24 protein-coding genes are annotated in these 25,463 nt (G+C 65.5%); 18 read left to right on the top strand and 6 right to left on the bottom strand.

What is annotated here, in order from left to right:
• Window positions 1–5 precede the first annotated feature (5 nt).
• From mmsB to HCZ97_RS01855, 9 genes are all read left to right on the top strand, one after another.
• Complete coding sequence (gene mmsB, locus HCZ97_RS01895) at window positions 6–1,202, top strand: multiple monosaccharide ABC transporter permease (RefSeq protein ID WP_167686981.1); 1,197 nt, start codon at window positions 6–8, stop codon at window positions 1,200–1,202.
• A gap of 125 nt (window positions 1,203–1,327) precedes the next feature.
• On the top strand, window positions 1,328–3,073 hold the full coding sequence (gene araD, locus HCZ97_RS01890; protein ID WP_167686980.1) for an L-arabinonate dehydratase: 1,746 nt from the start codon (window positions 1,328–1,330) through the stop codon (window positions 3,071–3,073).
• Window positions 3,073–3,999: a Gfo/Idh/MocA family protein gene (locus HCZ97_RS01885; RefSeq protein WP_167686979.1), complete on the top strand. Its 927-nt coding sequence runs from the start codon at window positions 3,073–3,075 to the stop codon at window positions 3,997–3,999. The genes araD and HCZ97_RS01885 overlap by 1 nt, the downstream gene beginning before the upstream one ends.
• 16 nt (window positions 4,000–4,015) lie before the next feature.
• A complete protein-coding gene (locus tag HCZ97_RS01880; RefSeq protein WP_167686978.1) occupies window positions 4,016–4,933 on the top strand; it encodes a dihydrodipicolinate synthase family protein in 918 nt (305 codons plus the stop codon).
• Between the two features lie 12 nt (window positions 4,934–4,945).
• On the top strand, window positions 4,946–6,463 hold the full coding sequence (locus HCZ97_RS01875) for an aldehyde dehydrogenase (NADP(+)) (RefSeq protein WP_167686977.1): 1,518 nt from the start codon (window positions 4,946–4,948) through the stop codon (window positions 6,461–6,463).
• A gap of 3 nt (window positions 6,464–6,466) precedes the next feature.
• Window positions 6,467–7,387 (top strand): 2-dehydro-3-deoxygalactonokinase, encoded by a 921-nt coding sequence (locus HCZ97_RS01870; RefSeq protein WP_167686976.1) that lies wholly within the window; start codon window positions 6,467–6,469, stop codon window positions 7,385–7,387.
• Complete coding sequence (locus HCZ97_RS01865) at window positions 7,384–7,992, top strand: 2-dehydro-3-deoxy-6-phosphogalactonate aldolase (RefSeq protein ID WP_167686975.1); 609 nt, start codon at window positions 7,384–7,386, stop codon at window positions 7,990–7,992. Before HCZ97_RS01870 ends, HCZ97_RS01865 begins: the two co-directional genes overlap by 4 nt.
• Entirely contained in the window at window positions 7,989–8,855 is an 867-nt protein-coding gene (locus HCZ97_RS01860) for an SMP-30/gluconolactonase/LRE family protein (RefSeq protein WP_167686974.1), read from the top strand. The genes HCZ97_RS01865 and HCZ97_RS01860 overlap by 4 nt, the downstream gene beginning before the upstream one ends.
• A complete protein-coding gene (locus HCZ97_RS01855; RefSeq protein ID WP_167686973.1) occupies window positions 8,852–9,832 on the top strand; it encodes an aldose epimerase family protein in 981 nt (326 codons plus the stop codon). Before HCZ97_RS01860 ends, HCZ97_RS01855 begins: the two co-directional genes overlap by 4 nt.
• A 512-nt stretch (window positions 9,833–10,344) precedes the next feature.
• Here HCZ97_RS01855 and HCZ97_RS01850 read toward each other — a convergent pair.
• On the bottom strand, window positions 10,345–11,232 hold the full coding sequence (locus tag HCZ97_RS01850) for an aromatic ring-hydroxylating dioxygenase subunit alpha (protein ID WP_167686972.1): 888 nt from the start codon (window positions 11,230–11,232) through the stop codon (window positions 10,345–10,347).
• Window positions 11,233–11,518: 286 nt separating this feature from the next.
• Between HCZ97_RS01850 and HCZ97_RS01845 the strand changes: the two genes are divergently transcribed.
• Together HCZ97_RS01845 and HCZ97_RS01840 are read left to right on the top strand one after the other, a co-directional pair.
• On the top strand, window positions 11,519–13,723 hold the full coding sequence (locus HCZ97_RS01845) for an NADP-dependent isocitrate dehydrogenase (RefSeq protein WP_167686971.1): 2,205 nt from the start codon (window positions 11,519–11,521) through the stop codon (window positions 13,721–13,723).
• Between the two features lie 405 nt (window positions 13,724–14,128).
• Entirely contained in the window at window positions 14,129–14,908 is a 780-nt protein-coding gene (locus HCZ97_RS01840; RefSeq protein WP_167686970.1) for a GntR family transcriptional regulator, read from the top strand.
• Between the two features lie 55 nt (window positions 14,909–14,963).
• Here the strand turns inward: HCZ97_RS01840 and HCZ97_RS01835 are convergent, their stop codons facing one another.
• The 5 genes from HCZ97_RS01835 to HCZ97_RS01815 all read right to left on the bottom strand — a co-directional run bounded on the left by HCZ97_RS01835 (window position 14,964) and on the right by HCZ97_RS01815 (window position 18,972).
• Window positions 14,964–15,572 carry a LysE family translocator gene (locus HCZ97_RS01835; RefSeq protein WP_167686969.1) on the bottom strand — a complete coding sequence of 203 codons (609 nt, stop codon included), beginning with the start codon at window positions 15,570–15,572 and terminating at the stop codon, window positions 14,964–14,966.
• 164 nt (window positions 15,573–15,736) lie between these two features.
• The gene (locus tag HCZ97_RS01830) at window positions 15,737–16,465 is read right to left on the bottom strand and encodes an amino acid ABC transporter ATP-binding protein (protein WP_167686968.1); all 729 of its coding nucleotides are present in this window, start codon (window positions 16,463–16,465) and stop codon (window positions 15,737–15,739) included.
• The gene (locus tag HCZ97_RS01825; protein ID WP_167686967.1) at window positions 16,462–17,298 is read right to left on the bottom strand and encodes an amino acid ABC transporter permease; all 837 of its coding nucleotides are present in this window, start codon (window positions 17,296–17,298) and stop codon (window positions 16,462–16,464) included. Before HCZ97_RS01825 ends, HCZ97_RS01830 begins: the two co-directional genes overlap by 4 nt.
• 16 nt (window positions 17,299–17,314) lie before the next feature.
• On the bottom strand, window positions 17,315–18,145 hold the full coding sequence (locus HCZ97_RS01820) for a transporter substrate-binding domain-containing protein (protein WP_167686966.1): 831 nt from the start codon (window positions 18,143–18,145) through the stop codon (window positions 17,315–17,317).
• 140 nt (window positions 18,146–18,285) lie between these two features.
• Entirely contained in the window at window positions 18,286–18,972 is a 687-nt protein-coding gene (locus tag HCZ97_RS01815) for a GntR family transcriptional regulator (protein ID WP_167686965.1), read from the bottom strand.
• Between the two features lie 295 nt (window positions 18,973–19,267).
• Here HCZ97_RS01815 and HCZ97_RS01810 point away from each other — a divergent pair, with 295 nt between their 5' ends.
• The 7 genes from HCZ97_RS01810 to HCZ97_RS01780 all read left to right on the top strand — a co-directional run bounded on the left by HCZ97_RS01810 (window position 19,268) and on the right by HCZ97_RS01780 (window position 25,352).
• Entirely contained in the window at window positions 19,268–20,242 is a 975-nt protein-coding gene (locus HCZ97_RS01810; protein WP_167686964.1) for an ABC transporter ATP-binding protein, read from the top strand.
• 69 nt (window positions 20,243–20,311) lie between these two features.
• Window positions 20,312–21,583 (top strand): PotD/PotF family extracellular solute-binding protein, encoded by a 1,272-nt coding sequence (locus HCZ97_RS01805; protein WP_167686963.1) that lies wholly within the window; start codon window positions 20,312–20,314, stop codon window positions 21,581–21,583.
• Between the two features lie 72 nt (window positions 21,584–21,655).
• A complete protein-coding gene (locus HCZ97_RS01800) occupies window positions 21,656–22,513 on the top strand; it encodes an ABC transporter permease (RefSeq protein ID WP_167686962.1) in 858 nt (285 codons plus the stop codon).
• Between the two features lies 1 nt (window position 22,514).
• The gene (locus tag HCZ97_RS01795; protein ID WP_167686961.1) at window positions 22,515–23,351 is read left to right on the top strand and encodes an ABC transporter permease; all 837 of its coding nucleotides are present in this window, start codon (window positions 22,515–22,517) and stop codon (window positions 23,349–23,351) included.
• Window positions 23,351–24,007 carry an aspartate/glutamate racemase family protein gene (locus tag HCZ97_RS01790; RefSeq protein ID WP_167686960.1) on the top strand — a complete coding sequence of 219 codons (657 nt, stop codon included), beginning with the start codon at window positions 23,351–23,353 and terminating at the stop codon, window positions 24,005–24,007. The genes HCZ97_RS01795 and HCZ97_RS01790 overlap by 1 nt, the downstream gene beginning before the upstream one ends.
• Complete coding sequence (locus HCZ97_RS01785; RefSeq protein WP_167686959.1) at window positions 24,004–24,432, top strand: nuclear transport factor 2 family protein; 429 nt, start codon at window positions 24,004–24,006, stop codon at window positions 24,430–24,432. The genes HCZ97_RS01790 and HCZ97_RS01785 overlap by 4 nt, the downstream gene beginning before the upstream one ends.
• Window positions 24,429–25,352, top strand: coding sequence for a polysaccharide deacetylase family protein (locus HCZ97_RS01780; protein ID WP_368484306.1), 924 nt, complete (start codon window positions 24,429–24,431; stop codon window positions 25,350–25,352). The genes HCZ97_RS01785 and HCZ97_RS01780 overlap by 4 nt, the downstream gene beginning before the upstream one ends.
• The last annotated feature ends 111 nt before the right edge of the window (window positions 25,353–25,463 follow it).

The raw sequence follows: 25,463 nt of genomic DNA, 5'->3' as shown, positions 1-25,463 counted from the left end.
GAAACGTGGAAATCGCAGACAAGAACAACGAAAGCGGCGGCGGCAACGGCCTGGGCAAGTACCTGGCGGGCCACCTGCGCGACTACGGGCTTCTGGTGGCGCTGATCGCCATCATGGCCTTCTTCCAGGTCGTCACCAACGGAACCCTGCTGAAGCCGGTGAACATCACCAACCTCTTCCTGCAGAACTCCTACATCATCATCATGGCGCTTGGCATGCTGATCGTCATCGTGGCCGGGCATATCGACCTGTCGGTCGGTTCGGTCATGGGCTTCGTCGGCGCGCTGGCCGCCGTGATGATGGTCAACTGGGGCTGGCCGGTCTGGATGACCATCCCCGCCTGCCTGATCGCGGGCGTCTTCATCGGCGCCTGGCACGGCTACTGGGTGGCCTACTGGAAGATCCCGGCCTTCATCGTAACTCTGGCCGGCATGCTGGTCTTCCGCGGCCTGTCGCTCTGGCTGCTCGAAGGGCAGTCCGTGGGCCCGTTCGAGCGGTCCTTCCAGTCGCTGTCCACCGGCTTCATCCCCGACCTCTTCGGTGTCGGACGCCCCAATGCGACGGCCCTGGTGGCCGGTGTGCTGGCGGTGATCCTGATCCTGTGGATGGGCTTCAACCAGCGTGCGCGCAACGCCAAGTACGGCATGGATGACGAGCCCTTCGCCTTCTTCATCGCCCGCAACATCATCGTCTGCGGCGCGCTGTTCTACGTCATGTACAAGCTGGCCGGCTTCCGCGGGCTGCCCAACGTCATGATCTCCATGACCGTGCTGACCGTGATCTATGCCTTCATCACCGAGAACACGGTGCTGGGCAGGCGCATCTATGCGCTTGGCGGCAACGAGAAGGCGGCGAAACTGTCCGGCATCAAGACCGAGAAGCTGACCTTCCTGGCCTTCGTCAACATGGGCATGCTGGCCGCCCTGGCCGGGCTGATCTTTGCCGCGCGCCTCAACACCGCCACGCCGAAAGCCGGTTTCGCGGTGGAACTGGACGTGATCGCGGCAGTCTTCATCGGCGGCGCGTCGATGTCCGGCGGCTCCGGCAAGATCATCGGCGCGGTGATCGGTGCCTTCATCATGGGCGTGCTGAACAACGGCATGTCGATCATGGGGATCGGTATCGATTACCAGCAGATCATCAAGGGCCTCGTCCTGCTGGCCGCCGTGTTCTTCGACGTCTACCAGAAGAACAAGGCCTAGGCGCCGAAGGTGGGATCCCACCCACCTTACGGCAGGCGCCAGCGCCGTCCCAAGAAACAGGCGAGGGTGGGTGCACCCCACCCTCGCCACCCCCAATGACCCTACTCAGGCAACGGACCGCACCCATGACCTTCAAACCTGCCCAATGGCCCCGCAAGCTTCGTTCCCAGGAATGGTACGGCGGCAACTCGCGCGACACGATCTACCACCGGGGCTGGATGAAGAACCAGGGCTACCCCCATGACCTGTTCGATGGTCGCCCGATCATCGGCATCATGAACACCTGGTCCGACTTGACCCCCTGCAACGGCCACCTGCGCGAGCTGGCCGAGAAGGTGAAGGCCGGGATCTGGGAGGCCGGCGGTTTCCCCGTCGAAGTGCCCGTCTTCTCTGCCTCTGAGAACACCTTCCGCCCGACGGCGATGATGTTCCGCAACCTTGCCGCCCTGTCGATCGAGGAACAGATGCGCGGCCAGCCCATCGACGGCTGCGTGCTGATGGTGGGCTGCGACAAGACCACCCCGTCCCTCCTGATGGCCGCCGCAAGCTGCGACGTGCCCTCCATCGTCGTCACCGGCGGCCCGATGCTGAACGGCTATTTCCGCGGTGAGCGCGTCGGCTCCGGCACGCACCTGTGGAAGTTCTCCGAAGCGGTGAAGGCCGGCGAGATGACCCAGGAAGAATTTCTGGAAGCCGAGCAGGGCATGTCCCGCTCGACCGGTACCTGCAACACCATGGGCACGGCCTCTACCATGGCCTCCATGGCCGAAGCGCTTGGCATGGCACTGAGCGGCAACGCGGCCATCCCGGCCGTGGACTCCCGCCGCCGCGTCATGGCGCAGATGTCCGGCCGTCGCATCGTGCAGATGGTCAAGGACGACCTGAAGCCCAGCGACATCATGACCAAGCAGGCCTTTGAAAACGCGATCCGCACCAATGGTGCAATCGGCGGGTCCACCAACGCCGTGATCCACCTGCTGGCCATCGCCGGCCGGGTGCAGGGCGTCGAGCTGACCCTGGACGACTGGGACCGTTGCGGCCGCGACGTAGAGACCATCGTCAACCTCATGCCCTCGGGTGAATACCTGATGGAAGAGTTCTTCTACGCCGGCGGCCTGCCCGTGGTGATCAAACGCCTTGGCGAAGCGGGTCTGCTGCACAAGGACGCGCTGACCGTCTCTGGCCAGTCCATGTGGGACGAGGTCAAGGACGTGCTGAACCACAATGATGACGTGATCCGTCCCGTGGGCCAGGGCCTGACGCCCCAGGGCGGCATCGCCGTGCTGCGCGGCAACCTGGCGCCCAATGGCGCCGTGCTCAAGCCCTCTGCCGCCTCGCCGCACCTGATGCAGCACAAGGGCCGCGCCGTGGTGTTCGAGGATATCGACGACTACAAGGCCAAGATCGAGGATCCCGACCTCGACATCGACGAGACCTGCGTCATGGTGCTGAAGAACTGCGGTCCGAAGGGCTATCCGGGCATGTCCGAAGTGGGCAACATGGGTCTGCCGCCGAAGGTCCTGCAGAAGGGCATCACCGACATGGTCCGCATCTCGGATGCGCGCATGTCCGGCACCGCCTATGGCACCGTGATCCTGCACACCTCTCCCGAAGCTGCAGCCGGTGGCCCCCTCGCGGTGGTGCGCAACGGCGACATGATCGAGGTCGACGTGGCCGCCCGCCGGGTCCACCTGGATATCTCGGACGAGGAACTGGCCGCACGACTGGCCGAGTGGACGCCCGCCCACGAGCAATTCGAGTCGGGCTACGGCTGGCTGCACCAGCAGCACGTCGAAGGCGCCGACACCGGCGCCGACCTCGACTTTCTCAAGGGCTGCCGTGGCAATGCTGTCGGAAAGGATGCGCACTGATGGATATCGCACTTGTAGGGATCGGAAAGATCGCGCTGGACCAGCACGTGCCCAGCCTGGAAAGCTCTGCCGACTGGGAGCTGGCCGCGACGGTCAGCCGCCATGGCACCGTGGACGGCGTGCCGGCCTATGACGACTTCGACAAGATGCTGGAGGAGAACCCCGGCATCCGCGTCGTGTCCCTGTGCCTGCCTCCGGTGCCGCGGTTCGACTATGCCGCCAAAGCGCTGAAGGCCGGCCGGCACGTGATGCTGGAAAAGCCCCCCGGGGCGACCATGGCCGAATGTGCCGCGCTTGAGGCGCTGGCGCGGGAGAAGGGCGTGTCGCTCTTTGCCACCTGGCATTCGCGCGAGGCCGACAAGGTCGATGCGGCCAGGGACTGGCTGGCCGACAAGACGCTGAAATCGCTGACCGTCACTTGGAAGGAAGACGTGCGGCGCTGGCACCCCGGCCAGGACTGGATCTTTGCGCCCGGCGGGCTTGGGGTCTTCGATCCGGGCATCAATGCCCTGTCCATCGTGACCAAGATCCTGCCCGACGCGGTGCATCTGACCGATGCGGTGCTGAGCGTGCCGGAAAACCGCCAGGCGCCCATCGCGGCGGAGCTGTCCTTCTACCACCCCGGCGGCGCGGAGGTGTCCTGCACCTTCGACTTCCGCCAGGAAGGCGAGCAGATCTGGACCATAGAGGCGGTCTGCGAGGAAGGCACCCTGCTGCTGACCCATGGCGGCGGCCAGATGTACCTGGACGGCGTCGCCCAGGGCGAGACAGAGACCGGCCTGGCCGGTGAATATCCCCGGCTCTACGCGGCCATGGCGAAGCTGGTCCGTACGGGCGGCATCGACATGGACCTGAGCCCGATGCGCCATGTTGCGGATGCCTTCCTGCTGGGACGCCGCGACCTGGTCGAACCATTTGAATTCTGAGAAAAGGACCGGACCCTTGAAATCTCCTCTCACAGGTATCCTTCCCGTCGCCCCCACGCCCTTCCTGGATGACGGCTCCGTCGACTACGACGGCATGAAGAACGTCATTGATTGCCTGATCGACCAGGGCGTCGACGCGATCTGCATCCTTGCCAACTACTCCGAGCAATACGTGCTGACGGACGAGGAACGCGCCGAGCTGACCAAGGTCAGCCTGGAGCATTGCGCGGGCCGCGTGCCGGTCATCGTGACGACCAGCCACTTCTCTACCCAGATCGCCGTGGCACGCGCCAAGCATGCCCAGAGCCTGGGCGCCTCCATGCTGATGATGATGCCGCCCTACCACGGTGTCGGCCTGGTCCCCGCCCCCGATATGATCGAAGAGCATTTCGCCGCCGTCTCCGATGCGATCGACATCCCGATCATGATCCAGGACGCGCCGCTGTCCGGCGTGACCCTGCCCGTGCCGCTGCTGGTCAAGATGGCCAAGGAGATCGAGAACGTCTCCTATTTCAAGATGGAAACCCCCTTTGCCGCCGACAAGCTGGCGGCGCTGATCGAACAGGGCGGCGAGCATATCGTGGGGCCCTTCGACGGCGAAGAGGCGGTGACCCTGCTGGCGGACCTGGATGCGGGCTGCACGGGCACCATGACCTCGGGCCTCTTCCCAGAGAAGATCCGCCCGATCGTCACGCACTACCTGGCCGGCGACAAGGACGCGGCGCTTGAGCAGTGGAAACTGTGCATGCCGCTGATCAACCACGAGAACCGTCAATGCGGCCTGCGCGCCTGCAAGACGGTCTACAAGGCCGGCGGCGTGATCAAGTCCGATCACGTGCGCCATCCCCTCAAACCCATGTCCCAACGCACGACGGACCGGCTGCTGCAACTGGCAGGCGAGCTGGACCTGATCGCGCTGAACTGGGGCAAGTAAGAGAGTATTTTCATGACCTTCAAACCTCACGGTAAACACCTGATCGCCGGCGACTGGGTCGCCACCGATGCCACCTTCAAATCCGCCCCGGTCGAGGGCGAGGGCCAGGACTTCAGCGCGGGCAACGCCGCGCTGGTCGACCAGGCCTGCAAGGCCGCGGAAGAGGCCTTCTGGGAGTACGGCTATGCCTCGCGCGACACGCGTGCGGCCTTCCTGAACGCCATCGCGGACGAGATCGAGGCGCGCGGCGATGCCATCACCGAGATCGGCACCGCCGAAACCGGCCTGCCCGCCGCCCGCCTGCAGGGCGAACGCGGCCGCACCACCGGCCAGCTGCGCCTGTTCGCGGAAGAGATCCTGAAGGGCGACTACCTGGACAAGCGCCATGACGTGGCCCTTCCGGACCGTCAGCCCCTGCCCCGCCCCGACATCCGCCTGATGGAGCGTCCCATCGGCCCGGTCGCGGTCTTCGGTGCGTCGAACTTCCCGCTGGCCTTCTCCACCGCCGGGGGTGACACCGCAGCGGCGCTGGCCGCCGGTTGCCCGGTCGTCGTGAAGGGCCACGAGGCCCATCCCGGCACCGCAGAAATCGTCGCAGAGGCCATCAAGGCCGCCATCGAGAAAACCGGCGTTCCCGCCGGCACCTTCTCCATGATCCATGGCGGCAGCTACGAGGTGGGCGGCGCGCTGGTCACCCATCCGCTGATCAGCGCCGTCGGCTTCACCGGCTCCTACCGGGGCGGCAAGGCGCTGTTCGACCTTTGCGCGCAGCGCGAGGTGCCGATCCCCTTCTTCGGCGAGCTGGGCTCCATCAACCCGATGTTCATGCTGCCGGAAGCCATGAAGTCCAAGGCCGCCACGCTTGGCGAAGGCTGGGCGGGGTCGCTGACCATGGGTGCGGGCCAGTTCTGCACCAACCCCGGCATCGTCGTGACGCTGGAAGGCGAGGACACGGAGAGCTTCCTGTCCGCTGCCGTCGCCACGCTGGAACAGGCCCCGGCCCAGACCATGCTGACCACCGGCATCGCGGAGGCCTTCCGCAAGGGCAAGGACGAGATCGCGGCTCAGGCCGGCGTCGAGGAACTGCTGAGCACCAGCTGCTCCCTGCGCAATGCCACGCCCTTCGTCTATGTCACCTCCGCCAAGGAGTGGATGTCGAACGAGGTCCTGGGGCATGAGGTCTTCGGCCCGCTGGGCGTGGTCGTCAAGGCCAGCGATGAAGACGAGATGCTGGCCCTGGCCCACAGCCTGGAAGGCCAGCTGACCTGCACGCTGCACATGGAAGCGGGCGACGAGGCCCTTGGCCAGAAGCTGATGCCGGTGCTGGAACGCAAGGCAGGCCGCATCCTGGCCAATGGCTTCCCGACCGGTGTCGAGGTTTCCTCGGCCATGGTGCATGGCGGGCCCTTCCCGGCCTCGACCAACTTCGGCGCCACCTCCGTGGGCACGCTGGCGATCCGGCGCTTCCTGCGTCCGGTCAGCTACCAGAACCTGCCGGAAGCGCTGCTTCCCGCTGACCTGCAGGGCTGAGCGATGCGCACGGCCCGGACCAATGAAGGCTGGATCGCGGTTGATTGGGGAACCTCCAACCTGCGCCTCTGGGCCATCGGCCCGCAAGGGCAGGTCCTGGCCGAACGCAGTTCATCCGATGGCATGGGCGGGCTGACCCCGGAAGGGTTCGAACCCGCCCTGCTGGCCCTGGCAGGGGATCTGCTGCCAGACGGCCAGCTGACAGAGGTGCTGATCTGCGGCATGGCGGGGGCACGGCAGGGCTGGGTGGAAGCACCCTATGCCCCCGTGCCCTGCCCGCCCGCAGGCGGCGCCCCCACCCCGGCCCCAACACGGGATCCGCGCCCTTCGGTGCGTATCCTTCCCCGCCTGTCACAGGCCGACCCCGCCGACGTCGTGCGCGGCGAGGAAACCCAGATCGCCGGCTTCCTGGCCACCGAACCCGGCTTCGAGGGCACGCTGTGCCTGCCAGGCACCCATACCAAGTGGGCCCGGGTGCGCGACAACCAGGTGGTCCGGTTCCGCACCGCCATGACCGGAGAGCTTTTCGCGCTGCTCTCAACCCAATCCGTCCTGCGCCATTCCGTTTCGACCGAGGGGTTCAGCGAAACCGCCTTTACCGAGGGCTTCGACCAGGCCGCCGCCCATCCACGCGAGCTGGCGCTTGACCTTTTCTCGATCCGCCCCGCGTCTTTGCTGGCCGATACCTCGCCCGAGGCAAGCCGGGCCCGGCTATCCGGGCTGCTGATCGGGGCAGAGCTGGCCTCGGTCCGGGATTACTGGCAGGACACGCCGGTGGTGGTCATCGGGGCCGCTGCCCTGTCCCAACGCTATGCCGCCGGGCTGAAACGGCTGGGCGCCCAGGTGCGCACCAGCGACCACCCGGCGCTGGCGCTGGAAGGACTGCGGGCCGCACAGGCGCGCTTTGCGAAGGAAAGAACATGAGCCGCAATATCGTTGCCATCCTGCGCGGGATCACCCCCGCCGAGGCGCTTGAGGTCTGCAAGGCCCTGGTCGAGGCCGGGATCACGAAGATCGAGGTGCCGCTGAATTCGCCGGAGCCGCTGGTCTCCATCGCGGCGATGGCCAAGGCCTTCGGCGGTGACGCGGAAATCGGCGCCGGCACGGTGCTGAGCCCCGCCGACGTGCAGGACGTGAAGGCCGCGGGCGGCAGGCTGATCGTCTCTCCGGACATGAACCCGGAGGTGATCGCGGAAACGAAGGCGCTTGGCCTGGCCTCCTGGCCCGGGGTGATGACGCCGACGGAGTGTTTCGCGGCCCTGCGCGCGGGCGCGGACGGGCTGAAACTGTTCCCCGGCTCGCTGATCGGTCCCGCGGGGCTGAAGGCCATGCGCGCCGTGATCCCCATGGAGGTGCCCGTGCTGGCCGTGGGCGGCGCGAGCCCGGCCAACTTCAGCGAGTGGTTCGCTGCCGGGGCCAGCGGCTTCGGCATCGGCACAGCGCTTTACAAGCCCGGCGACAGCGCCGCGCTGGTCGGTGAGCGCGCGCAGGAGATCGTTGCGCGCTATGATGCGGAGGCCCCCAGATGAGCCAGGCAGAGACATCCACCGCGCAGGTCTTCGATGACCGCGCCTGTACGCTTGGCGAAGGGCCGCTCTGGCATCCCGAGCGCCAGCAGCTGTTCTGGTTCGACATCATCCAGAAACGCCTGCATTCCCAGGAGGGCGGCGCGCCCCTGACCTGGCAGTTCGACGAACATCACTCGGCCGCCGGCTGGGTTGATCGCGACACGCTGCTGCTGGCCTCTGAAACCGGTCTCTGGCGCTTCGACATCGCCAGCGGAGACCGCGCGCTGCTGGTAGCGCTTGAGGCCGATGAGCCCGTGACACGCTCCAACGACGGGCGGGCGGATCCGCAGGGCGGCTTCTGGATCGGCACCATGGGCAAGCAGGCCGAAAAGGACGCGGGCACGATCTACCGCTACTATCGCGGCGCGATCGAGACGCTTTACAGCGATATCTCCATTCCCAATGCGATCTGCTTCAGCCCGGATGGCGCCACCGCCTATTACGCCGATACCCCCCGGCAGCAGATCCGGCGCCAGGCGCTGGACGCAGAGGGCTGGCCGGAGGGCCCGTCAGAGGTCTTCATCGACCTGGCGCCCGAGGGGCTGAACCCCGATGGCGCGGTCGTGGATGCCGAGGGCTACCTGTGGAACGCCCAGTGGGGCGCGAACCGGGTGGCGCGCTATGCCCCTGACGGCAGCTTTGACCGGGCGGTGCGCGTAGGCGGCAGCCATTCCTCCTGCCCGGCCTTCGGCGGGGCGGATCTGACGACGCTTTTCGTCACCACGGCGCGAGAAGGGCTGGACAGCCCCGATGCCGCCCAGGGCAAGCTTTATGCCAGCAAGACCGGCCTTCGGGGCCAGGCAGAACATCGGGTGATCCTGTGAGCGCAGAAGAATTCGGCACATTGCCCGACGGCCGGGCCATCGAGCGCGTCACGATCAGCGGCGGCGGGCTGACCGCGCGGATCATGACCTTCGGCGCCAGCCTGCAGGATCTGCGGCTGGAGGGCGAAGACCGCCCCCTGGTGCTGGGCAGCGACCAGCTGGAGGATTACATGGGCCCGCTGCGCTACTTTGGCGCCACGGTGGGGCGCTATGCCAACCGCATCGCCGGCGGGCGCTTCAGCCTGAACGGCCGGCAGTACCAGCTGGACCGGAACGAGGCCGCGCGCACCTGCCTGCATGGCGGCAGCCAGGGCTTTGGCGTGGATGTCTGGACGCTGGCCTCTTCCACTGCGGACCGGGCCGCCTTTACCCTGCACCAGCCCGATGGCCACATGGGCTTTCCCGGCGCGGTGGAGGCAGAGGTGATCTACCGCATCGTCGACGGCGCGCTGGAGATCTGCATGCAGGCGGTCTGCACCGCCGATTGCCCGGTTTCCATGGCCAATCACGCCTATTTCAACTTGGATGGCAGCGCCGATGCGCGCGAGCACAGCCTGCGCATCGCGGCCGCGCATTACACCCCGGTGGATGATCACCTGATCCCCACCGGAGAGATCGCGCCGGTCGAGGGCACCGACTTTGATTTCCGCAATGCCCGGCCCATCGGTGAGGCGGGCTATGACCACAACTTCTGCCTGGACGAGGGCACGGGCTTGCGTGAGGCGGCAGAGCTGACGGGCACCAACGGCCTGTCGCTGCGGGTGGAAACCGATGCCCCGGGCCTTCAAGTCTATGACCTGGCCCATCTGCCCGAAGGCACGCGGGGGCTAAACGGGCGAAGCTACGGGCCCAATGGCGGCATCGCCATGGAAACCCAGAACTGGCCCGATGCCCCCAACCAGCCCAACTTCCCTGAGGCCGTGGTCAAGGCCGGCACGCCCTATCGCAACCTCACGCGGCTGAGCTTCCACCGCTGAGGCGCCATCGGGCAGCCCCCTGCCCGCCCCGAAGATAACGAAAGCCCCGCGCAGATCCTGCCGGGGCTTTTTTCTTGGCTCTGCCACATTTGCTACGCCTGAGACGCGGCAAGTGCCGGGAAGGGTCCGGCCGATGCATGCTCGGGAGGAGGAGTGAGCTGGCACCGGCCGGAGGATCTTCGCCCGCTGATAGGAGGAGGGCAGGCAAAGAACTCGGATCGCGCAGCTGAACGGGAGTGCGGGTTCAACCGGGCGACGTCCGTGAAGATCATCAACAGTATGCAAATGACCGCCGCTAACAGGAAATAAGTGACGCTACGGCACTCGGCGAAGTTCGGCACATTTTCCGACCCTTTGCCCAGTATGAAGACGCCCGGATCAACCGGGGGTTCAAATCCCAACGCTGCATTGCCGCACAGGGCGATGGGAGTGCGAATCCGGGGCGACTCAAAGGGCTTTGAGCGCGGCGAAACAGCCCGCACCGCCAAGCCTGGCGCTTTCCCTTGCGTCCTCTAGAGCGCTGCCGGCACGACGCCCCAGGTCAGCCCCTTGCCCGAGAGCCAGCGACGGTAGGCAATGGCGCTCTTGTCGGCGCGGATCGGCGTTTCCGCGCGGGGATCAAGCGGAAGGCGGCGGGGGTACTGATTTTCCAGGATCGGCTTGTCCTGGGCAAAGATCACTTGCTGGAAGCGGCGGATGTCCAGGTCCGTGCTGGTTTCATCCAGGATGCACATGCCCGAATGGGCGCGCACGCGTTCCTCTCCCATCGGCTGGACGAAGATGAAGATCGCATCCAGCCGCTTTTCGTCCATCGGGCTGGACTTGTAGAGGATCGCGCAGTTCGGATGGGGCACCCGGTAGATGTATTCCACGTCCGATCCCGCATCAGAAGAGACGGCGGCCTGCGGCTGGTAGAAGCGGCAGTTGGTGGCCAGCACCTCGTCCCGCTCTGACGAGACCTCGACATCGTATTCCTTGACCTCGGTATGGGGTTCCTCGCCCAGGATGCCGGTGTGGACGTAGGGAAAGTGGCCCATGTCCAGGAAGTTCTCAACCGCGCGCCCGGCAGAGACATTGACCCCGAAGACGCCTGTCACCACGAAGCGGCGGTCGTTCTCGAAGAACTCGGGGAAGGGAAAGAGCGGGCGCGGATCATCCCCGAAACAGGCCCAGACATAGCCGTATTGTATCAGCGTCTTCACCGGGCCCGCGCCGCTTTCCACCTGTGCCCCGCCTGCCGTGGGCCGGATCGTCACGGGGCGATCCAGTAGGATGGTGTGGCAGATCCCTTCGCGCTGAAGCTCATCCAGCGAAACAACGGGATGCCAGTAGGACAGCATGACCGGATCGGAGCAGACCGGACCCGAAGCGGCAGGATAGGCGGGGGCGGGCGAAGTCATGGAAGCCTCATTTCTTTTACGGGCATAGGATCGACGGGAATGCGCGCGGCGCAAGGGAAAACCGCAGCTTCCCATGGGACAGGCCCCCGGGAAGCGCCGTAAAACGCGGCGAATGCCCGCGTGCGAACTTAGCAAGGTTGATATCGCGGCCCAGCCGCTCTAGGGGAATGGGGGACGAGATTTGACACTGGCTCAGACGTCACCGGACCGCCGGGCCCACCGCCCGGGCAATCACCGCCGCCCCAGCCGCGGCCAGAATTCCAAACTTGGAAAAGGGTACAGAAACATGGCTCAATCCAACTTCCCCGACATTGTGTATACAAAGGTAGACGAAGCGCCGGAGCTTGCCAGCGCCTCCCTTCTGCCCATCATCCGGGCCTTCGCGGCCACGGCAGGTGTCGAGGTCGGGACCAAGGACATTTCTCTGGCGGGCCGTATCATCGCGACCTTCCCGGAATGCCTGACCGAAGATCAGCGCCAGGCCGATGACCTTGCCCTGCTGGGCGAATGGGTCAAGCAGCCCGAAGCCAACGTGATCAAGCTGCCCAACATCTCTGCCTCCGAGCCCCAGCTGGTGGCCGCCGTGAAAGAGCTGCAATCCCAGGGCTACGCGCTGCCGGATTACCCCTACGAGCCGAAGACGGACGAGGAAAAGGCGGTTCGCGCCAAGTACGACACCCTGAAGGGCTCTGCCGTGAACCCGGTGCTGCGCGAAGGCAACTCTGACCGCCGCGCCGCTGCCGCCGTCAAGAAATACGCCCAGAACAACCCGCACCGCATGGGCGAATGGGTGTCCGACAGCAAGACCGTCGTCTCTGCCATGTCCGGTGGCGACTTCTTCTCAAACGAGACTTCCGCGACGCTGGCCGATGCGGCCACCGCGAAGATCGTGCTTGAGACCGCCGATGGCGAGACCGTGCTGAAAGAGGCTGTCTCCTACCCCGCCGGGACCGTGGTGGATGCAACCTACATGTCCGCCAAGGCGCTGGACAGCTTCCTGGCCGAGCAGATCGAAGAGACCAAGGAAGCCGGCACGCTGTTCTCGCTGCACATGAAGGCGACGATGATGAAGGTCTCCGACCCGATCATCTTCGGCCATGCCGTGAAAGCCTGGCTTGCCCCGGTGTTCGAGAAATACGGCGACAAGATGAAAGAGCTGGGCGTGAACCCCAACGGTGGCCTGGGGGCCCTGCTGGAGCGCGTCAAGGACGAGCCCGAGATCCTGGCCGCCATCGAGGAAGTGCGCGCCGAACGCCCGCCGATGTACATGGTGAACTCCGACAAGGGTATCACCAACCTGCACGTGCCTTCGGACGTGATCATCGATGCCTCCATGCCCGCGCTGATCCGCGCCGGCGGCAAGGGCTGGGGTCCGGACAACAAGGAACACGACACCAACTGCGTGATCCCCGACAACTCCTATGCCCCGGTCTATGACGAGGCGATCAAGTTCTTCAAGGAAAACGGCAAGCTGAACCCGGCCACCGCCGGCACGGTGCAGAACCTTGGCCTGATGGCCCAGAAAGCCGAGGAATACGGTTCCCACCCGACCACCTTCGAGATCCCGGCAGACGGCACCGTGAAGATGGTGCTGGAAGACGGTACGGTCCTGCATTCTCACAAGGTGGAAAAGAACGACATCTGGCGCTCTGCCTCTGCCCGCAAGGCGCCGATCGAGGACTGGGTGAACCTGGCCATCGACCGCCAGCGCCTGACCGGCTACCGCGCGATCTTCTGGCTGGACGCAGAGCGGGCCCATGACGCGGAGCTGATCGCCTACGTCAAGCCGATCCTGGAAGCCAAGGGCGTCGCCGACAAGTTCGAGATCATGGCCCCCCGCGAAGCCACTCGTGCCTCGCTGGAGACGATCACCAAGGGCGAGAACACGATTGCCATCACCGGCAACGTGCTGCGCGACTACCTGACGGACCTCTTCCCGATCCTTGAGCTGGCGACCTCTGCCAAGATGCTCTCGATCGTGAAGCTGATGCAGGGCGGTGGCCTGTTCGAAACCGGCGCCGGCGGCTCTGCCCCCAAGCACGTGCAGCAGCTGCAGGAAGAAAACCACCTGCGGTGGGATTCCCTGGGCGAGTTCTGCGCACTTGGCGAAAGCCTGAAGTTCTTGGCGGAAGCCAAGGGCAACGCGAAGGCCAAGGTGCTGGGCGAAGCGGTGGATACCGCCACGCAGGGCATCCTGGACAACAACAAGTCGCCCTCGCGCAAGGTCGGTGAACCCGACAACCGCGACAGCCACTTCTACTTCGCCAAGTACTGGGCAGAAGCCCTGGCAGCGCAGACCGAAGATGCCGATCTGGCCGCCCACTTCGCCCCCATCGCCGCCGCGATGGCCGAGAAGGAAGACGAGATCGTGGCAGAGCTGGCCGCGGTGCAGGGCAAGCCAGCCGATCTGGGCGGCTACTACCACGGCGATGCGGCCAAGGTGACCTCCGTCATGCGCCCGAGCGCGACGCTCAACGCCATCCTGGGCTAAGGCCGACCACATCAGACCAACAGGGGCTGCCGGGTAACTCCGGCGGCCCTTTTCATTGCAAGGATCCAGCCCCGCGCCTGTGTCCAGAAAGACGCAATGGCCCGGCGCCTGATCTTTCGGCGCCCTCTGCAAGGCGTGCCCCCCAGGACCGGGGTTGCGCAGCTCCCCACCCCGTCGCCTGCACCACGCCGGGGCGCTTCAGCCAGCTATTGTTGATCCGTCGCGCGGCCCACGAAAGCTGGCCCGGCGCGGCCCCTGAGTCCCGGGGCCTGGCCTGCCGGGGAACGACGCACGGTGCCGCTTTGAAACGGCTGCAAAAAATTCATCGCGGTGACGTATTTACTCCACAGCCATTTCATTTACCCGTAGGTTAAATACACCCGCCCCACATCATGAAGGCAATCGATGCAAGCCCCCCAGCCCTCGCCCGCGCCGCGGCGCGGCCGCCTGCCGACCCCGGCCCCGGACCTGACCCCGATCGACACGGACAGCCCCGAACCGGTGGAGCGCCAGGTCTATCGCAGTCTGCGCCGGGCGCTGATGCAGGGGGCCATTGCGCCGGGGGGCACGATGACCAGCCGGTCGCTGGCCCAGGCGCTGCATGTCTCTACCCAGCCGGTGCGGGATGCGCTCAAGCGGCTAGAGGCCGACGGCGTGTTGACCGGCCGCCCGCAAAGCGGCTTCTACCTGCGCCGGATCGGCCAGGCGGAGTTCGCCGAGCTGACGGAAATGCGCCTGCGTCTTGAAGGGCTTGCCGGACGGCTGGCCGCAGGGCGGATCCAGCCCGCGCAGCTTGCCAGCCTGCGCAAGATGAACGCGGCCTTTCCGGCCCAACCCGACACGGCAGCGCAGCTCTTGCTGAACTACCGGTTCCATTTCTCCATCTACCTCTGTGCCGCGCGGCCCAACCTGCTGGCGCTGATCCGCAATCTCTGGGTGCGGGCCGGACCGGCGCTGAACTATCACCCCTATACCGGGGATCCGGCCACCATCGTGCAGATCCACGCCGAAATGCTGGATGCGCTGGAAGCCGGGGACGGCGCGGCGACCGAGGCCGCCATCGCGCGCGACATCACCAGCGCGGCAGAGATCATCCGCGTGCAACTGCCCACAGAGGGCGATGCCCCCTCCGCGCCCGGCACGCTGTCGGCCTGCGAGGGGGATGATCAAGCGATCTTCGGCTAGCGCCTGTGCCTGCCCGCGAACCCTCAAGGGCCCGGGGCGATCACGGCCACCTGCCCTAGTTGGAAACGGCCAGCTTTGCCCCGAGGAAGCCGAAGGTTCCGGCGAAGCTGCGCTTGATCCATTTCATGACCGAAGGCCGCTGGATGACGTAGTCGCGCGCATAGGCGGCGAAGGCGCCATAGAGCACGAAAACGGCAAAGGTCATCCCCATGAAGACCGCCGCCAGGCCAACCAGCGACAGGGTGGCATTGCTGGCGGCGGGTGAGATGAACTGCGGCAGGAAGGCTAGGAAGAACAGCGACAGCTTGGGGTTCAGCACGTTCAGCAGGGTGCCTGTCGAAGCGATGCGGGCATAGCCCATGCGCTCCCTGGTCTCTGTAACTTCCATGACGGTGTCGTCCCGGACGATCTTCCAGGCCATGTAGAACAGGTAGGCCACGCCCAGGAACTTGATCACCTGAAAGGCCAGCGCGCTGGTGTGCAGCAGGGCCGCCAGCCCGATGATGCTGGCCAGGGCTGCGGGCAGGATGCCAAGCGTGCAGCCGAAGGCGGCTGCGACACTGGCCCTGAAGCCCCGTCCAAGACCGATGGCAAGCGTGTAGACCACCCCGGTTCCGGGCAAGAGGACGACCACGAGGGACGTCAGAAGAAATTCCAGCGACATGAATTCGGCTCCCTGTTTTTACGGCCACCGTCGATCCAAAGCGGCAAGGCGTCAAGTCCGCCGATGCCACCCGCGCTGCCCGCCCGTATTGAGCGTAGAAGGCGGGTCGGCAGGCGTTGAAAAGTCAGGTAGCGCGCCGCGCGGGAGAGCCCCGGCCCGGGGCGTCAGAGGATCCGGGACAGGAAGGCGCGGGTGCGCTCTTGCTGCGGGGCCGCGAACAGCTGTTCTGGCGGGCCCTCCTCCAGGATGCGCCCGGCATCCAGGAAGCAGACCTTGTCGGCTAACTCGCGGGCAAAGCCCATCTCATGGGTGGCCAGGATCATGGTCATTCCCTCTGCATGCAGCTGGCGCAGCACGTCCAGGACCTCTCCCACCAGTTCGGGATCAAGGGCCGAGGTGATCTCGTCAAAGAGCATGATCTGCGGCTGCATCGCCAGCGCCCGGATGATCGCCACCCGCTGCTGCTGCCCGCCGGACAGCTGGTCCGGGTAATGGTGCATCCGCTCCGCCAGTCCGAAACGGGCAAAGAGCGCCTCTACCGGGGCCTTCAGCTGGGCGCGGGTCTTGCGATGGACCCGGCGCGGGGCCAGCATCACGTTCTCCATCGCCGACATATGCGGGAACAGGTTGTAGCTTTGAAAGACGATGCCGATGCGCTCGCGCACCGGGCGGGGATCCAGCCCCGGTTCGGCGATATCGGTGCCCTCCAGCAGGATCGCCCCTTCGTCGATGGGTTCCAGCAGGTTGATGCAGCGCAGCAGCGTGGACTTGCCGGAGCCGGAGGCGCCGATCAGGCAGACCATCTGGCCCTTCTCGACCTCAAGGTCGATGCCCTTGCAGACCTGGTTTTCCGCGAAGCTCTTGGTGACGGAGCGCAGGGACAGGAAGCTCATCCGCGCCGCCTCCTTTGCCGGGCCATCAGGTAATCGGCATAGCGCGTCGCCGGAATCGTGAGGGCAAGAAAGATCACGGCCGCGCCGACATAGGGCGTGAAATTGGCCATCAGGGACTTGTAGACGCCGGCCTGGCGAAAGATCTCCACCGGGCCGATGAAGGACAGCAGGGCCACGTCCTTTTGCAGCGCGATGAACAGGTTCATGTTCGACGGCACCACGTTGCGCAGTGCCTGCGGTAGGATCACGAAGCGCATCGTATCCGCATCCGACATGCCAAGAGAGGCCGAGGCGGCGCGCTGGCTCTGGTGGATCGACTCGATGCCCGAGCGGATGACCTCTGCCACATAGGCCGAATAGATCAGGATCAGCGCGAGGGAGCCCCAGATATAGGGCGAATTCCAGGGCCGTGGCAGGCCCAGCCCCGGCACGCCGAAGCCGATCAGGTAGATCACCAGCACCACCGGGAGGCCGCGGAAGATATCCGTGTAGAGCGCCCCGAACAGCCGCAGCGGAAACAGCGCCGGCGCGCGCACGTCGCGGCACAGGGCGATCACCAGCGCCAGCACGGCGATCAGCGGCGCGCACCAGGCGAAGATGGCGACATCCATCAGGAAGGCATTCAGCAGCCCCGGAAAGGTCTTTGCTAAGACCGGGCCGTTGAAGAAGCTTTTCTTCACGGCTTCCCAGCCCGGGGCCATGGGTACAAGGATGATGATCGCCGCCAAGACCAGCGCGGTCGACAGCGTCGCGATCAGGGCAGAGCGGCGGCGGATCCGCGCCTCGTAGAGGGCGCGGCGGGTCGGGCCGGAAGGGACGGCCTTGTCAGTCATCGGCTTTCCGTCGGGCTTACTGGACCACCGGAACGCCCGTGGCGTCCTGAAGCCATTCGGCCTCGATCCCGGCAAGGGTGCCGTCCTCTGCAATCGCGGCGATGGCCATGTCCACGCAGGGCTTGAGGGCAGAACCCTTTTCCATCAACGCGCCGAACTGGTCGGGATCTTCTGCCTGCTCGGCCGGGAACTGGCCCAAAACCACGCCATTCTCAAGCATCACCGCCGCCAGGTAGAGCGCGGTGGGCAGGTCGAAAAGCGCGGCGTCGATCTGGTTGGCCTGCATGGCCGCCGTCACATCGGCGTTGTCCCCGTAGAGCATCGGGCTTTTCGCGGGCGCGATGGTCTGTTCCAGCACCGGTGCGGCGGTGGTGCCGGCAGCGGCCCCCCAGACCAGATCCTTCAGGCTGTCCAGCGTCGCTTCGGCGCCCGCATCCACCACGGCCTGGGTGGTCAGCACCGCCATGGCGGAGGAGTAATAGGGGGCAGAGAAATCCACCATCTCCTGCCGTTCCGGCGTGATGGAGAACTGCTGCATGTTGATGTCGAAATCCTTCGGACCCGGCTGGATCGCCTCATCGAAGGAGGTGCGCGTCCAGGTGACGTGATCGCCGTCAAAGCCCATCGCCGCGGCAATAGCATAGGCCACCGCGGCCTCGTAGCCCTGCCCGCTTTCCGGCGCATTGTCGATCACCCAGGGGTAATAGGCCGGGTTGCCCGTGGCCACGGTGAGCACGCCCTCTTCCAGCGTCTTTCCGGCGGCGCAGGAGGCGGCATCCTGCGCCAGCAGCGCAGTGGCGGGAAGCAGGCCCGCGAGGGCGCTGAGGGCAAGGGCGGTAGGCTTCATGGCGGGTCTCCGTTGCGGGAACTGGTCGCGCTCAGCGTGCATCCGCCGGGTCACCCTTGTCCAGCCCTGCCCTTGCGCCGCCGCGCAAATCGCCGGTGGCGACCCCAAGCCTGCGGCCCGGATGCGCCGCTGGGCGGGGGTTAACGGCCCAGGGCCTCTCTCAGGCTGGTCGGGATGGAGGTCCGGTTGCGCAGATCGAGAGAGGCGACAAGGTCCAGCAGGTGGTTCTTCATCAGCTCTTCGGCCAGGTCGCCATCCTTGTCGATGAAGGCCTGCATCAGCGCGTGGTGGGCCTGGCTGTCGCAGAGCGCGGCGCGGCGGTGCCAGTAAAGCGCGATGATCAGGGACGAGCGCGACACCAGTTCGGAAACGAAGGCCTCGATCGTGGTCTGATCGGCAATGCGCGCGATCTCGATATGGAAATGACCGGACAGATAGAGCGCGCGCCCGGATTCCCCGGCGTCCAGCGCGGCATGTTCGGCATCGATATGGGCCTGCAACAGCGCCACGCTTTCCGGTGTCATCCGCTCTGCGGCAGAGCGGGCCGTGCGCGGCTCCAGCATGGCGCGGGCCTCGAAGACCTCGCGGGCTTCGCGCACGCTCGGCTGGGCCACGAAGGCCCCGCGATTGCGCTTCAGCTCCACCAGGCGGCGATGCGCCAGCGCCTGAAGCGCCGCGCGGATGGTGGTCCGGCTGGTGGAATAGGCCTCGGCGATCTCGTCCTCGCCCAGCTTGGTGCCGGGGGGCAGGCGATGCTCGTGAATCGCCAGTTCAAGGTCCGCCGCAACGGCGTCGCTGGTTCCGGGTTTCGCTGCCGTCTCTGCCATGGCCGTCCGGGAGCCCTTTCTGTCTGATGCCTGTCCTTGTCCGTCATCGGGCCGGCGTCCGCAAGGTCGCCCCCGGCCTGCCAAAGGGGAGAACCCTGCATCCAATTTTGTATACAACTTTGTTACATATTTTGTGCACAGACATGCGGCATCCGCCCATTCTTCGCCCATAACGTGTTTTTCACATCCGCACTTGCGGAAATTTCTCACGATTCGCCCCGGTCGCCGCACAGGGTTCCCTCAAGGCAGCGGCCGATGCGGGCCCGACGGCACGCGAAACGAAGATGGGGACGATATGCGGACAGGATATGATCTGGAGCTGGTGCACCTGACCAAGCGCTACGGCGATGCGCTGGCGGTGCGGGACCTCAACCATGTCTTCGCGCCGGGCAGCTATGTCTGCCTGCTGGGGCCATCGGGGTGCGGAAAATCCTCTACCCTGCGGATGATCGCGGGGCACGAGGATGTCACCGAAGGCAATATCTTGTTGAGCGGACAGGATATTTCCCACCTGACCCCGGCCCAGCGTGGCACCGCGATGATGTTCCAGAACTATGCGCTGTTTCCACATCTGAGCGTGCGCGACAACGTCGCCTTCTCCTTGCGCATGAAGGGCGTGGACAAGGCCACCCGCCACAAGCGCGCCGATGAGCTGCTGGAACTTGTGGACATGACGGATTACGCGGACCGGCTTCCGGCGCAGTTGTCCGGTGGCCAGCAGCAGCGCGTGGCCCTGGCCCGCGCCCTGGTCACCGATCCAAAGGTTCTCCTTCTGGATGAGCCGCTCTCGGCGCTGGACCCCTTCCTGCGCATCCGGATGCGGGCCGAACTGAAGAAGCTTCAGCGCGAATTGGGCATCACCTTCATCCATGTCACCCATGGCCAGGACGAAGCCCTGGCGCTGGCCGATGAGATCGTGGTGATGAACAACGCGGTCATCGAACAGGCCGGCACGGCACGGGATGTCTGGGCCGCACCGCGCACGGAATTCGTGGCCCGCTTCATCGGCGGGCACAACGTGATCGACCTGGAGGGCGGCAAGGCCACCGTCCGGGCGGATGCGGTCCGCCTGACACAGGACGGGCTGCCCGCCACCGTGGTCGCCGTGGAATACCAGGGCGCCTCCGTCGCGGTCACCACCCAGACAGAGACCGGCACAGAGGTCCTGGCGCTGCTGCCCGAAGACCAGTTCTTTGCATCACCCAAAAACCCCGGAGAGCCCGTGCGGCTGTCCTGGGACGAGGGGCGGCTGCACCGCCTCCAGGCCTGAACAGGGCCCACATTCCGAACCAAGGGGCCGGCAAGGCCCGCAATCTGGAACAACAGAGAGGATTACACGATGGCTAAACCCAAGGTCGGCTATTCCCGCCGCTCGCTTCTGAAGGCCGGTGGCGCCGCGCTTGCCGCGTCTGCCCTGCCCGCGCCCATGGTCTGGGCCCAGGACACCAAGAACATCGTCCTGCGCCAGTTCGGCACCGGCGTGTCCAACCTCAACGAGGTCGGCACCAAGGTGAAAGAGGACCTGGGCATCACCCTGGAAATGACCGCACTGGACAGCGACAGCGTCACACAGCGCGCCGCGACCCAGCCTGACAGTTTCGACATTGCCGATATCGAATACTGGATCTGCAAGAAGGTCTGGCCCACCGGCAACCTGCAGGCCATGGATGTCAGCCGGATCGACAATTACGACAAGATCGTCGGCATCTTCAAATCCGGCAAGCTGACGCCGGAAACGGACATCGCCCAGGGCACCGCCCCCCATACCGTCGGCTTCATCGAGGAACCGGGCGCGAAAAACTTTGCCTCTGAGCAGACCAACTGGATGACCCTCATCCCCACGATCTACAACGCCGACACGCTGGGCATCCGGCCCGACCTGATCGGCCGCCCCATCGAGTCCTGGGCGGAGCTGCTGAACCCCGAGTTCAAGGGCAAGGCCAGCATCCTGGACATCTCCTCCATCGGGATCATGGACATGGCCATGGTCTGCGAAGCGATGGGAGAGATCCAGTACGGCGACAAGGGCAACATGACCAAGGAAGAGATAGACAAGACCATCGGTATCTTCATGGAAGCCAAGAAAGCCGGCCAGTTCCGCGCCTTCTGGAAAAGCTTCGACGAGTCGGTGAACCTGATGGCCTCTGGCGAGGTGGTGATTCAGTCCATGTGGTCGCCCGCCATCACCGCCGTGAAATCCCGCGGCATCGACTGCGTCTACCAGCCCCTGAAAGAGGGCTACCGCAGCTGGGGCGGCGGCCTGGGCCTGTCCAATTCGCTGTCGGGCATGGAGCTGGATGCGGCCTATGACTACATCAACTGGTATCTCTCCGGTTGGGTCGGCGGCTTCCTGATGCGCCAGGGCTACTATTCGGCCGTGCCGGAAACCTCCAAGGAATACATGTCAGAGAACGAGTGGGGCTACTGGTTCGAGGGCAAGGAAGCCACCGACGTCATCGAATCCCCCTTCGGCGACAAGCTGGCCGCAGCGGGCGAGGTGCGCGACGGCGGCGACTTCTACGAACGGATGGGCCGCGTGGCCTGCTGGAACTCCGTCATGGACCAGAACCAGTACATGGTGCGCAAGTGGAACGAGTTCATCGCCGCCTGACCCTGCCGGACCGGGCGCAGCACGCGCCCGGTCCCCTTCCGTGACAGGCTACCTGACAAACTGGGACACGCCATGCAGATCCGAAACCGCCATATCCTGGGCTGGCTAGAGGCCATTCCGCTGACCGTCGTCCTGGTCTGCTTCCTGGTCGCCCCCATCGTGATGATCGTCATCGTCAGCTTCTGGGGCGCGACGGAGTTCTCCATCTACCCCGCCTTCCAGTTCGACAACTACGCCTACCTGTTCGGATCAGAGGTCGTGCTGCGGGTCTTCCTGGCCACCTTCAAATACGCTCTGATCAGCTGGGCGTTCACCCTGGCGATCGGCTTTACCGTGGCCTACTTCCTGGCCTTCCACATCCGCAGCCAGTCGATGCAGATCGCGCTGTTCCTGCTGTGCACGATCCCCTTCTGGACCTCCAACATCATCCGCATGATCTCCTGGATCCCCTTCCTGGGGCGCAATGGCATTGCCAACCAAACGCTGATCTCATGGGGGGTGATCCACGAGCCGCTGGAATGGCTGCTCTACTCCGACTTCTCGGTGATCCTGGCCTTCGTGCATCTTTACACGCTCTTCATGGTCGTCCCGATCTTCAACACGATGATGCGCATCGACAAGTCGCTGCTTGAGGCCGCGCGGGACAACGGCGCGAGCGGGTTCCAGACCCTGCGCCACGTTATCCTGCCGCTGACCAAGCCCGGCATCATGATCGGCACGATCTTCGTCGTCACGCTGGTCATGGGCGATTTCATCACGGTGCGCTTCATGTCCGGGTCCCAGCGGGCCAACGTGGGGCGGCTGATCTCCAACGACATCGGGTTGCTGCAATACCCCTCGGCCGCCGCAACGGCCGTGGTGCTGCTCTGCACCGTGCTGATCGTCATCGCGATCCTGCTGCGCTTCGTGAATATCCGGAAGGAGCTCTGACATGGAACGACGTCCCCGCAGCTTCTACCTGCTCTCCGCCTTCTTCGTGCTCTTCCTGCTGTTCCTTTACGGGCCCACGCTGACCATCGCCATCCTGTCGTTCCAGGGGCCGCAGGGCGGTCTGACCTTCCCCATGAACGGGGTCTCCCTGCATTGGTTCAGGGACCTTTTCGAAGAGCAGGCCGTGGGCGATATCTGGGGGGCCTTCCGCCGCAGCTTCGCGCTTGGCTTCATGGTCATGGTCACCACGGTCGTGGTCTCTGTGCTGACCGGCCTGGCCTTCCGCAAGCGCTTTGCAGGCTCCGGCGTTCTGTTCTACCTCGCCATCACCTCACTGGTGATCCCCTCGATCCTGATCTCGCTTGGGGTGGGGCTGATCTTCAACCAGCTGGGACTGAAGATCCACTGGGCGACCTCGGGCTTCGGATCGCAGCTGACCTGGACCCTGCCCTTCGGCCTGCTGATCATGTTCGCCGTCTTCAACCGCTTCGACAAGAGCTACGAGGAAGCCGCCCGCGACCAGGGCGCCACCGCCTGGCAGACGATCCGCTTCGTGGTGCTGCCGATCATCGCGCCTTCGCTCATCGGCGTCGCGCTTTTCGGCTTCACTCTGTCTTACGATGAATTCGCCCGCACCCTGCTGACGGCGGGCAGCTACAACACCCTCCCGCTTGAGATCTTCGGGATGACCACCAATGTGACCACCCCCGTGATCTATGCCCTGGGCACGCTGACCACGCTGTTTTCCCTTGGCATCATCGGGGTCTTCCTGCTGGCGGTCTGGGTGATGGGCAAACGCCGGGCGCGTTTCGGCACCGATGCCGGCAAGGGCGTGTGATGAGACTGCTCTACATCAACCCCAATTCGACCGAGGCGATGACCCAAGGCGTCTTGGCCGTGGCCCGCGCCGCCCTGCCGGAGGCCGAGGTCACGGGGCTGACCAACACCGGCGCGCCCCCCGCGATCGAAGGGCCCGCGGACGGCGCCGCGGCCCTGCCCCCGCTGCTGGAACTGGTAGCGGCCAACCGCGATGCGGATGCCATCGTCATCGCCTGTTTCGACGATACCGGGCTTGAGCAGGCCCGCGCGCTGGCCCCCTGCCCCGTGCTGGGCATCGGGCAATCGGCCTATGTCATGGCGACGCTGCTCGGCTGGCGCTTTTCGGTGGTCACGTCCCTTTCGGTCTCCATCCCGGTGATCGAGGGCAATATCGCCGCGCAGGGCTTCGCCGGGGGCTGCGCCTCGGTCCGGGCCAGCGGGCTGCCGGTGCTGACCATCGACGAGGGCAGCGAAACCACCCGGGACCGGCTGGCGCGCGCGATCCTTTCGGCACGAAACGACGACGGGGCAGAGGCTGTCGTGCTGGGCTGCGCGGGCATGGCGCCCCTGCAGGCGGATCTTTCCGCCCGCTCCGGCGTTCCGCTGATAGACGGAGTCGCGGCCTCTGCACAGCTGGCACGCGCCGCCGCCGATTTTGCACGGAGGCTGCAATGACCAGTGATCTGACCGACGCCCTGAACGAGGCAAAGCGCGTGGTAGAGACCTACCTAGAGCTTTCCATGATCCCCGATCCCGAAGGCGCCGCGCGCTACCTCTCGCATGGTTTCCGCATGATCTTCACCGGCGGGCGAAAGATGGAAGGCCCCGCAGACAGCGCCGCCTTCAACGCGAAACGCTATGCCTGGGTGAAGAAGAAGTTCCTGCGCACCGATGCCGCCTTCGATGCCGAGACAGGCGCGGTGCATGTCTACAACACCGGCTATCTCTACGGCGAATGGCCCGATGGCACGACGTTCCAGACCAATCGCTATATCGACATCTTCACCGTCCGCGACGGGCTGATCACCGAAACCCAGGTCTGGAACGACAGCGCCGAAATCCTGCTGGATCGCGCGGGGCTGGCAGAGGCGCCCCTGTGACCCTGCCCGCTTCCCAGCCATCTTCCCTGACCACCGGGCTGCCCGGACATGACCGGTTCGATTACCGGCCCATCAATGACCGGGCGGATTTCTCCTGGCCCGGGGGGCGGCGGCTGGCGGTCTACATCGGCGTGAACCTGGAACATTTCGCCTTTGGCGAGGGGCGCGGGGCGGAACTGGCCCCGGCCGCCAACCAGCCCGATGTGCTGAACTACCCCTGGCGCGACTACGGCAATCGCGTCGGTGCCTGGCGCCTTCTGGAAATGCTGGAGGCGCTGGATCTGCCCGCCACCGTGCTGGCCAATGCGGCCATGTACGATCATGCGCCTTCACTCATGGCGGCCCACAGCGCGCGCGGGGATGAGATCGCCGGGCATGGCATCACCAACTCCGTGGCCCAGGGCAGCCTGCCCGAAGCGGAGGAATCCGCCCTGATCGCCGAAACCACCCGCGTGATCGCCCAGGCCGAAGGGGCCGCGCCCCAGGGCTGGCTCAGCCCCTGGATCTCGGAAAGTGCGGTGACCCCGGACCTGCTGCGCGAGGCCGGCTACGGCTATACGCTCAACTGGTGCATGGATGATCAGCCCGTCTGGATGCGCACCCGCCACGGGCGCCTGCTGTCGATCCCCTACCCGCAAGAGGTCAACGACATCCCCGCCATCATCGCCCGCAAGATGGGAGCAGCAGAGTTCGCTGCCCTCATAACGGACAATCTGGAAGAGATGCTTGTGCAATCGCGCGCGCAACCCCTTGTCATGGGCATCGCGCTGCATCCCTATATCATTGGACAACCCTTCCGGCTGCGTCACCTGCGCCGGGCCCTTGCCAATCTGGCGGCCCAGCGGGACAGGATCTGGCTGACCACGGCCGGAGAGATTTCGGCCCTATGCCACGGGGCGCTGGCCGACAGGATTTGCTGAGCGCGGGCCCGCCTTTCCCCTTCCGGGCAGGGCCAGCGCGGCAAAAGGCCCCCGGCATGGCGGTGCCGGGGGCCATCTTGTTTCAGCGGCCCGAAACGGTGGGCCTGATCC

Origin of the sequence: Pseudooceanicola sp. HF7 (assembly GCF_011806405.1) — a bacterium.
Lineage (GTDB): Bacteria > Pseudomonadota > Alphaproteobacteria > Rhodobacterales > Rhodobacteraceae > Pseudooceanicola.
This window is presented reverse-complemented; position numbering and strand designations above follow the sequence as displayed.

Excerpts from the sequence above, each read along its gene's own strand:
- HCZ97_RS01860 (WP_167686974.1), top strand. The coding sequence starts at position 7,989 with ATGAGCCAGGCAGAGACATCCACCGCGCAGGTCTTCGATGACCGCGCC.
- HCZ97_RS01790 (WP_167686960.1), top strand. The coding sequence starts at position 23,351 with ATGAGACTGCTCTACATCAACCCCAATTCGACCGAGGCGATGACCCAA.
- HCZ97_RS01845 (WP_167686971.1), top strand. The coding sequence starts at position 11,519 with ATGGCTCAATCCAACTTCCCCGACATTGTGTATACAAAGGTAGACGAA.
- HCZ97_RS01885 (WP_167686979.1), top strand. The coding sequence starts at position 3,073 with ATGGATATCGCACTTGTAGGGATCGGAAAGATCGCGCTGGACCAGCAC.
- HCZ97_RS01800 (WP_167686962.1), top strand. The coding sequence starts at position 21,656 with ATGCAGATCCGAAACCGCCATATCCTGGGCTGGCTAGAGGCCATTCCG.
- HCZ97_RS01785 (WP_167686959.1), top strand. The coding sequence starts at position 24,004 with ATGACCAGTGATCTGACCGACGCCCTGAACGAGGCAAAGCGCGTGGTA.
- HCZ97_RS01805 (WP_167686963.1), top strand. The coding sequence starts at position 20,312 with ATGGCTAAACCCAAGGTCGGCTATTCCCGCCGCTCGCTTCTGAAGGCC.
- HCZ97_RS01810 (WP_167686964.1), top strand. The coding sequence starts at position 19,268 with ATGCGGACAGGATATGATCTGGAGCTGGTGCACCTGACCAAGCGCTAC.
- HCZ97_RS01870 (WP_167686976.1), top strand. The coding sequence starts at position 6,467 with ATGCGCACGGCCCGGACCAATGAAGGCTGGATCGCGGTTGATTGGGGA.
- HCZ97_RS01815 (WP_167686965.1), bottom strand. The coding sequence starts at position 18,972 with ATGGCAGAGACGGCAGCGAAACCCGGAACCAGCGACGCCGTTGCGGCG.
- HCZ97_RS01840 (WP_167686970.1), top strand. The coding sequence starts at position 14,129 with ATGCAAGCCCCCCAGCCCTCGCCCGCGCCGCGGCGCGGCCGCCTGCCG.
- HCZ97_RS01865 (WP_167686975.1), top strand. The coding sequence starts at position 7,384 with ATGAGCCGCAATATCGTTGCCATCCTGCGCGGGATCACCCCCGCCGAG.
- HCZ97_RS01875 (WP_167686977.1), top strand. The coding sequence starts at position 4,946 with ATGACCTTCAAACCTCACGGTAAACACCTGATCGCCGGCGACTGGGTC.
- HCZ97_RS01830 (WP_167686968.1), bottom strand. The coding sequence starts at position 16,465 with ATGAGCTTCCTGTCCCTGCGCTCCGTCACCAAGAGCTTCGCGGAAAAC.
- araD (WP_167686980.1), top strand. The coding sequence starts at position 1,328 with ATGACCTTCAAACCTGCCCAATGGCCCCGCAAGCTTCGTTCCCAGGAA.
- HCZ97_RS01835 (WP_167686969.1), bottom strand. The coding sequence starts at position 15,572 with ATGTCGCTGGAATTTCTTCTGACGTCCCTCGTGGTCGTCCTCTTGCCC.
- HCZ97_RS01795 (WP_167686961.1), top strand. The coding sequence starts at position 22,515 with ATGGAACGACGTCCCCGCAGCTTCTACCTGCTCTCCGCCTTCTTCGTG.
- HCZ97_RS01850 (WP_167686972.1), bottom strand. The coding sequence starts at position 11,232 with ATGACTTCGCCCGCCCCCGCCTATCCTGCCGCTTCGGGTCCGGTCTGC.
- HCZ97_RS01825 (WP_167686967.1), bottom strand. The coding sequence starts at position 17,298 with ATGACTGACAAGGCCGTCCCTTCCGGCCCGACCCGCCGCGCCCTCTAC.
- HCZ97_RS01820 (WP_167686966.1), bottom strand. The coding sequence starts at position 18,145 with ATGAAGCCTACCGCCCTTGCCCTCAGCGCCCTCGCGGGCCTGCTTCCC.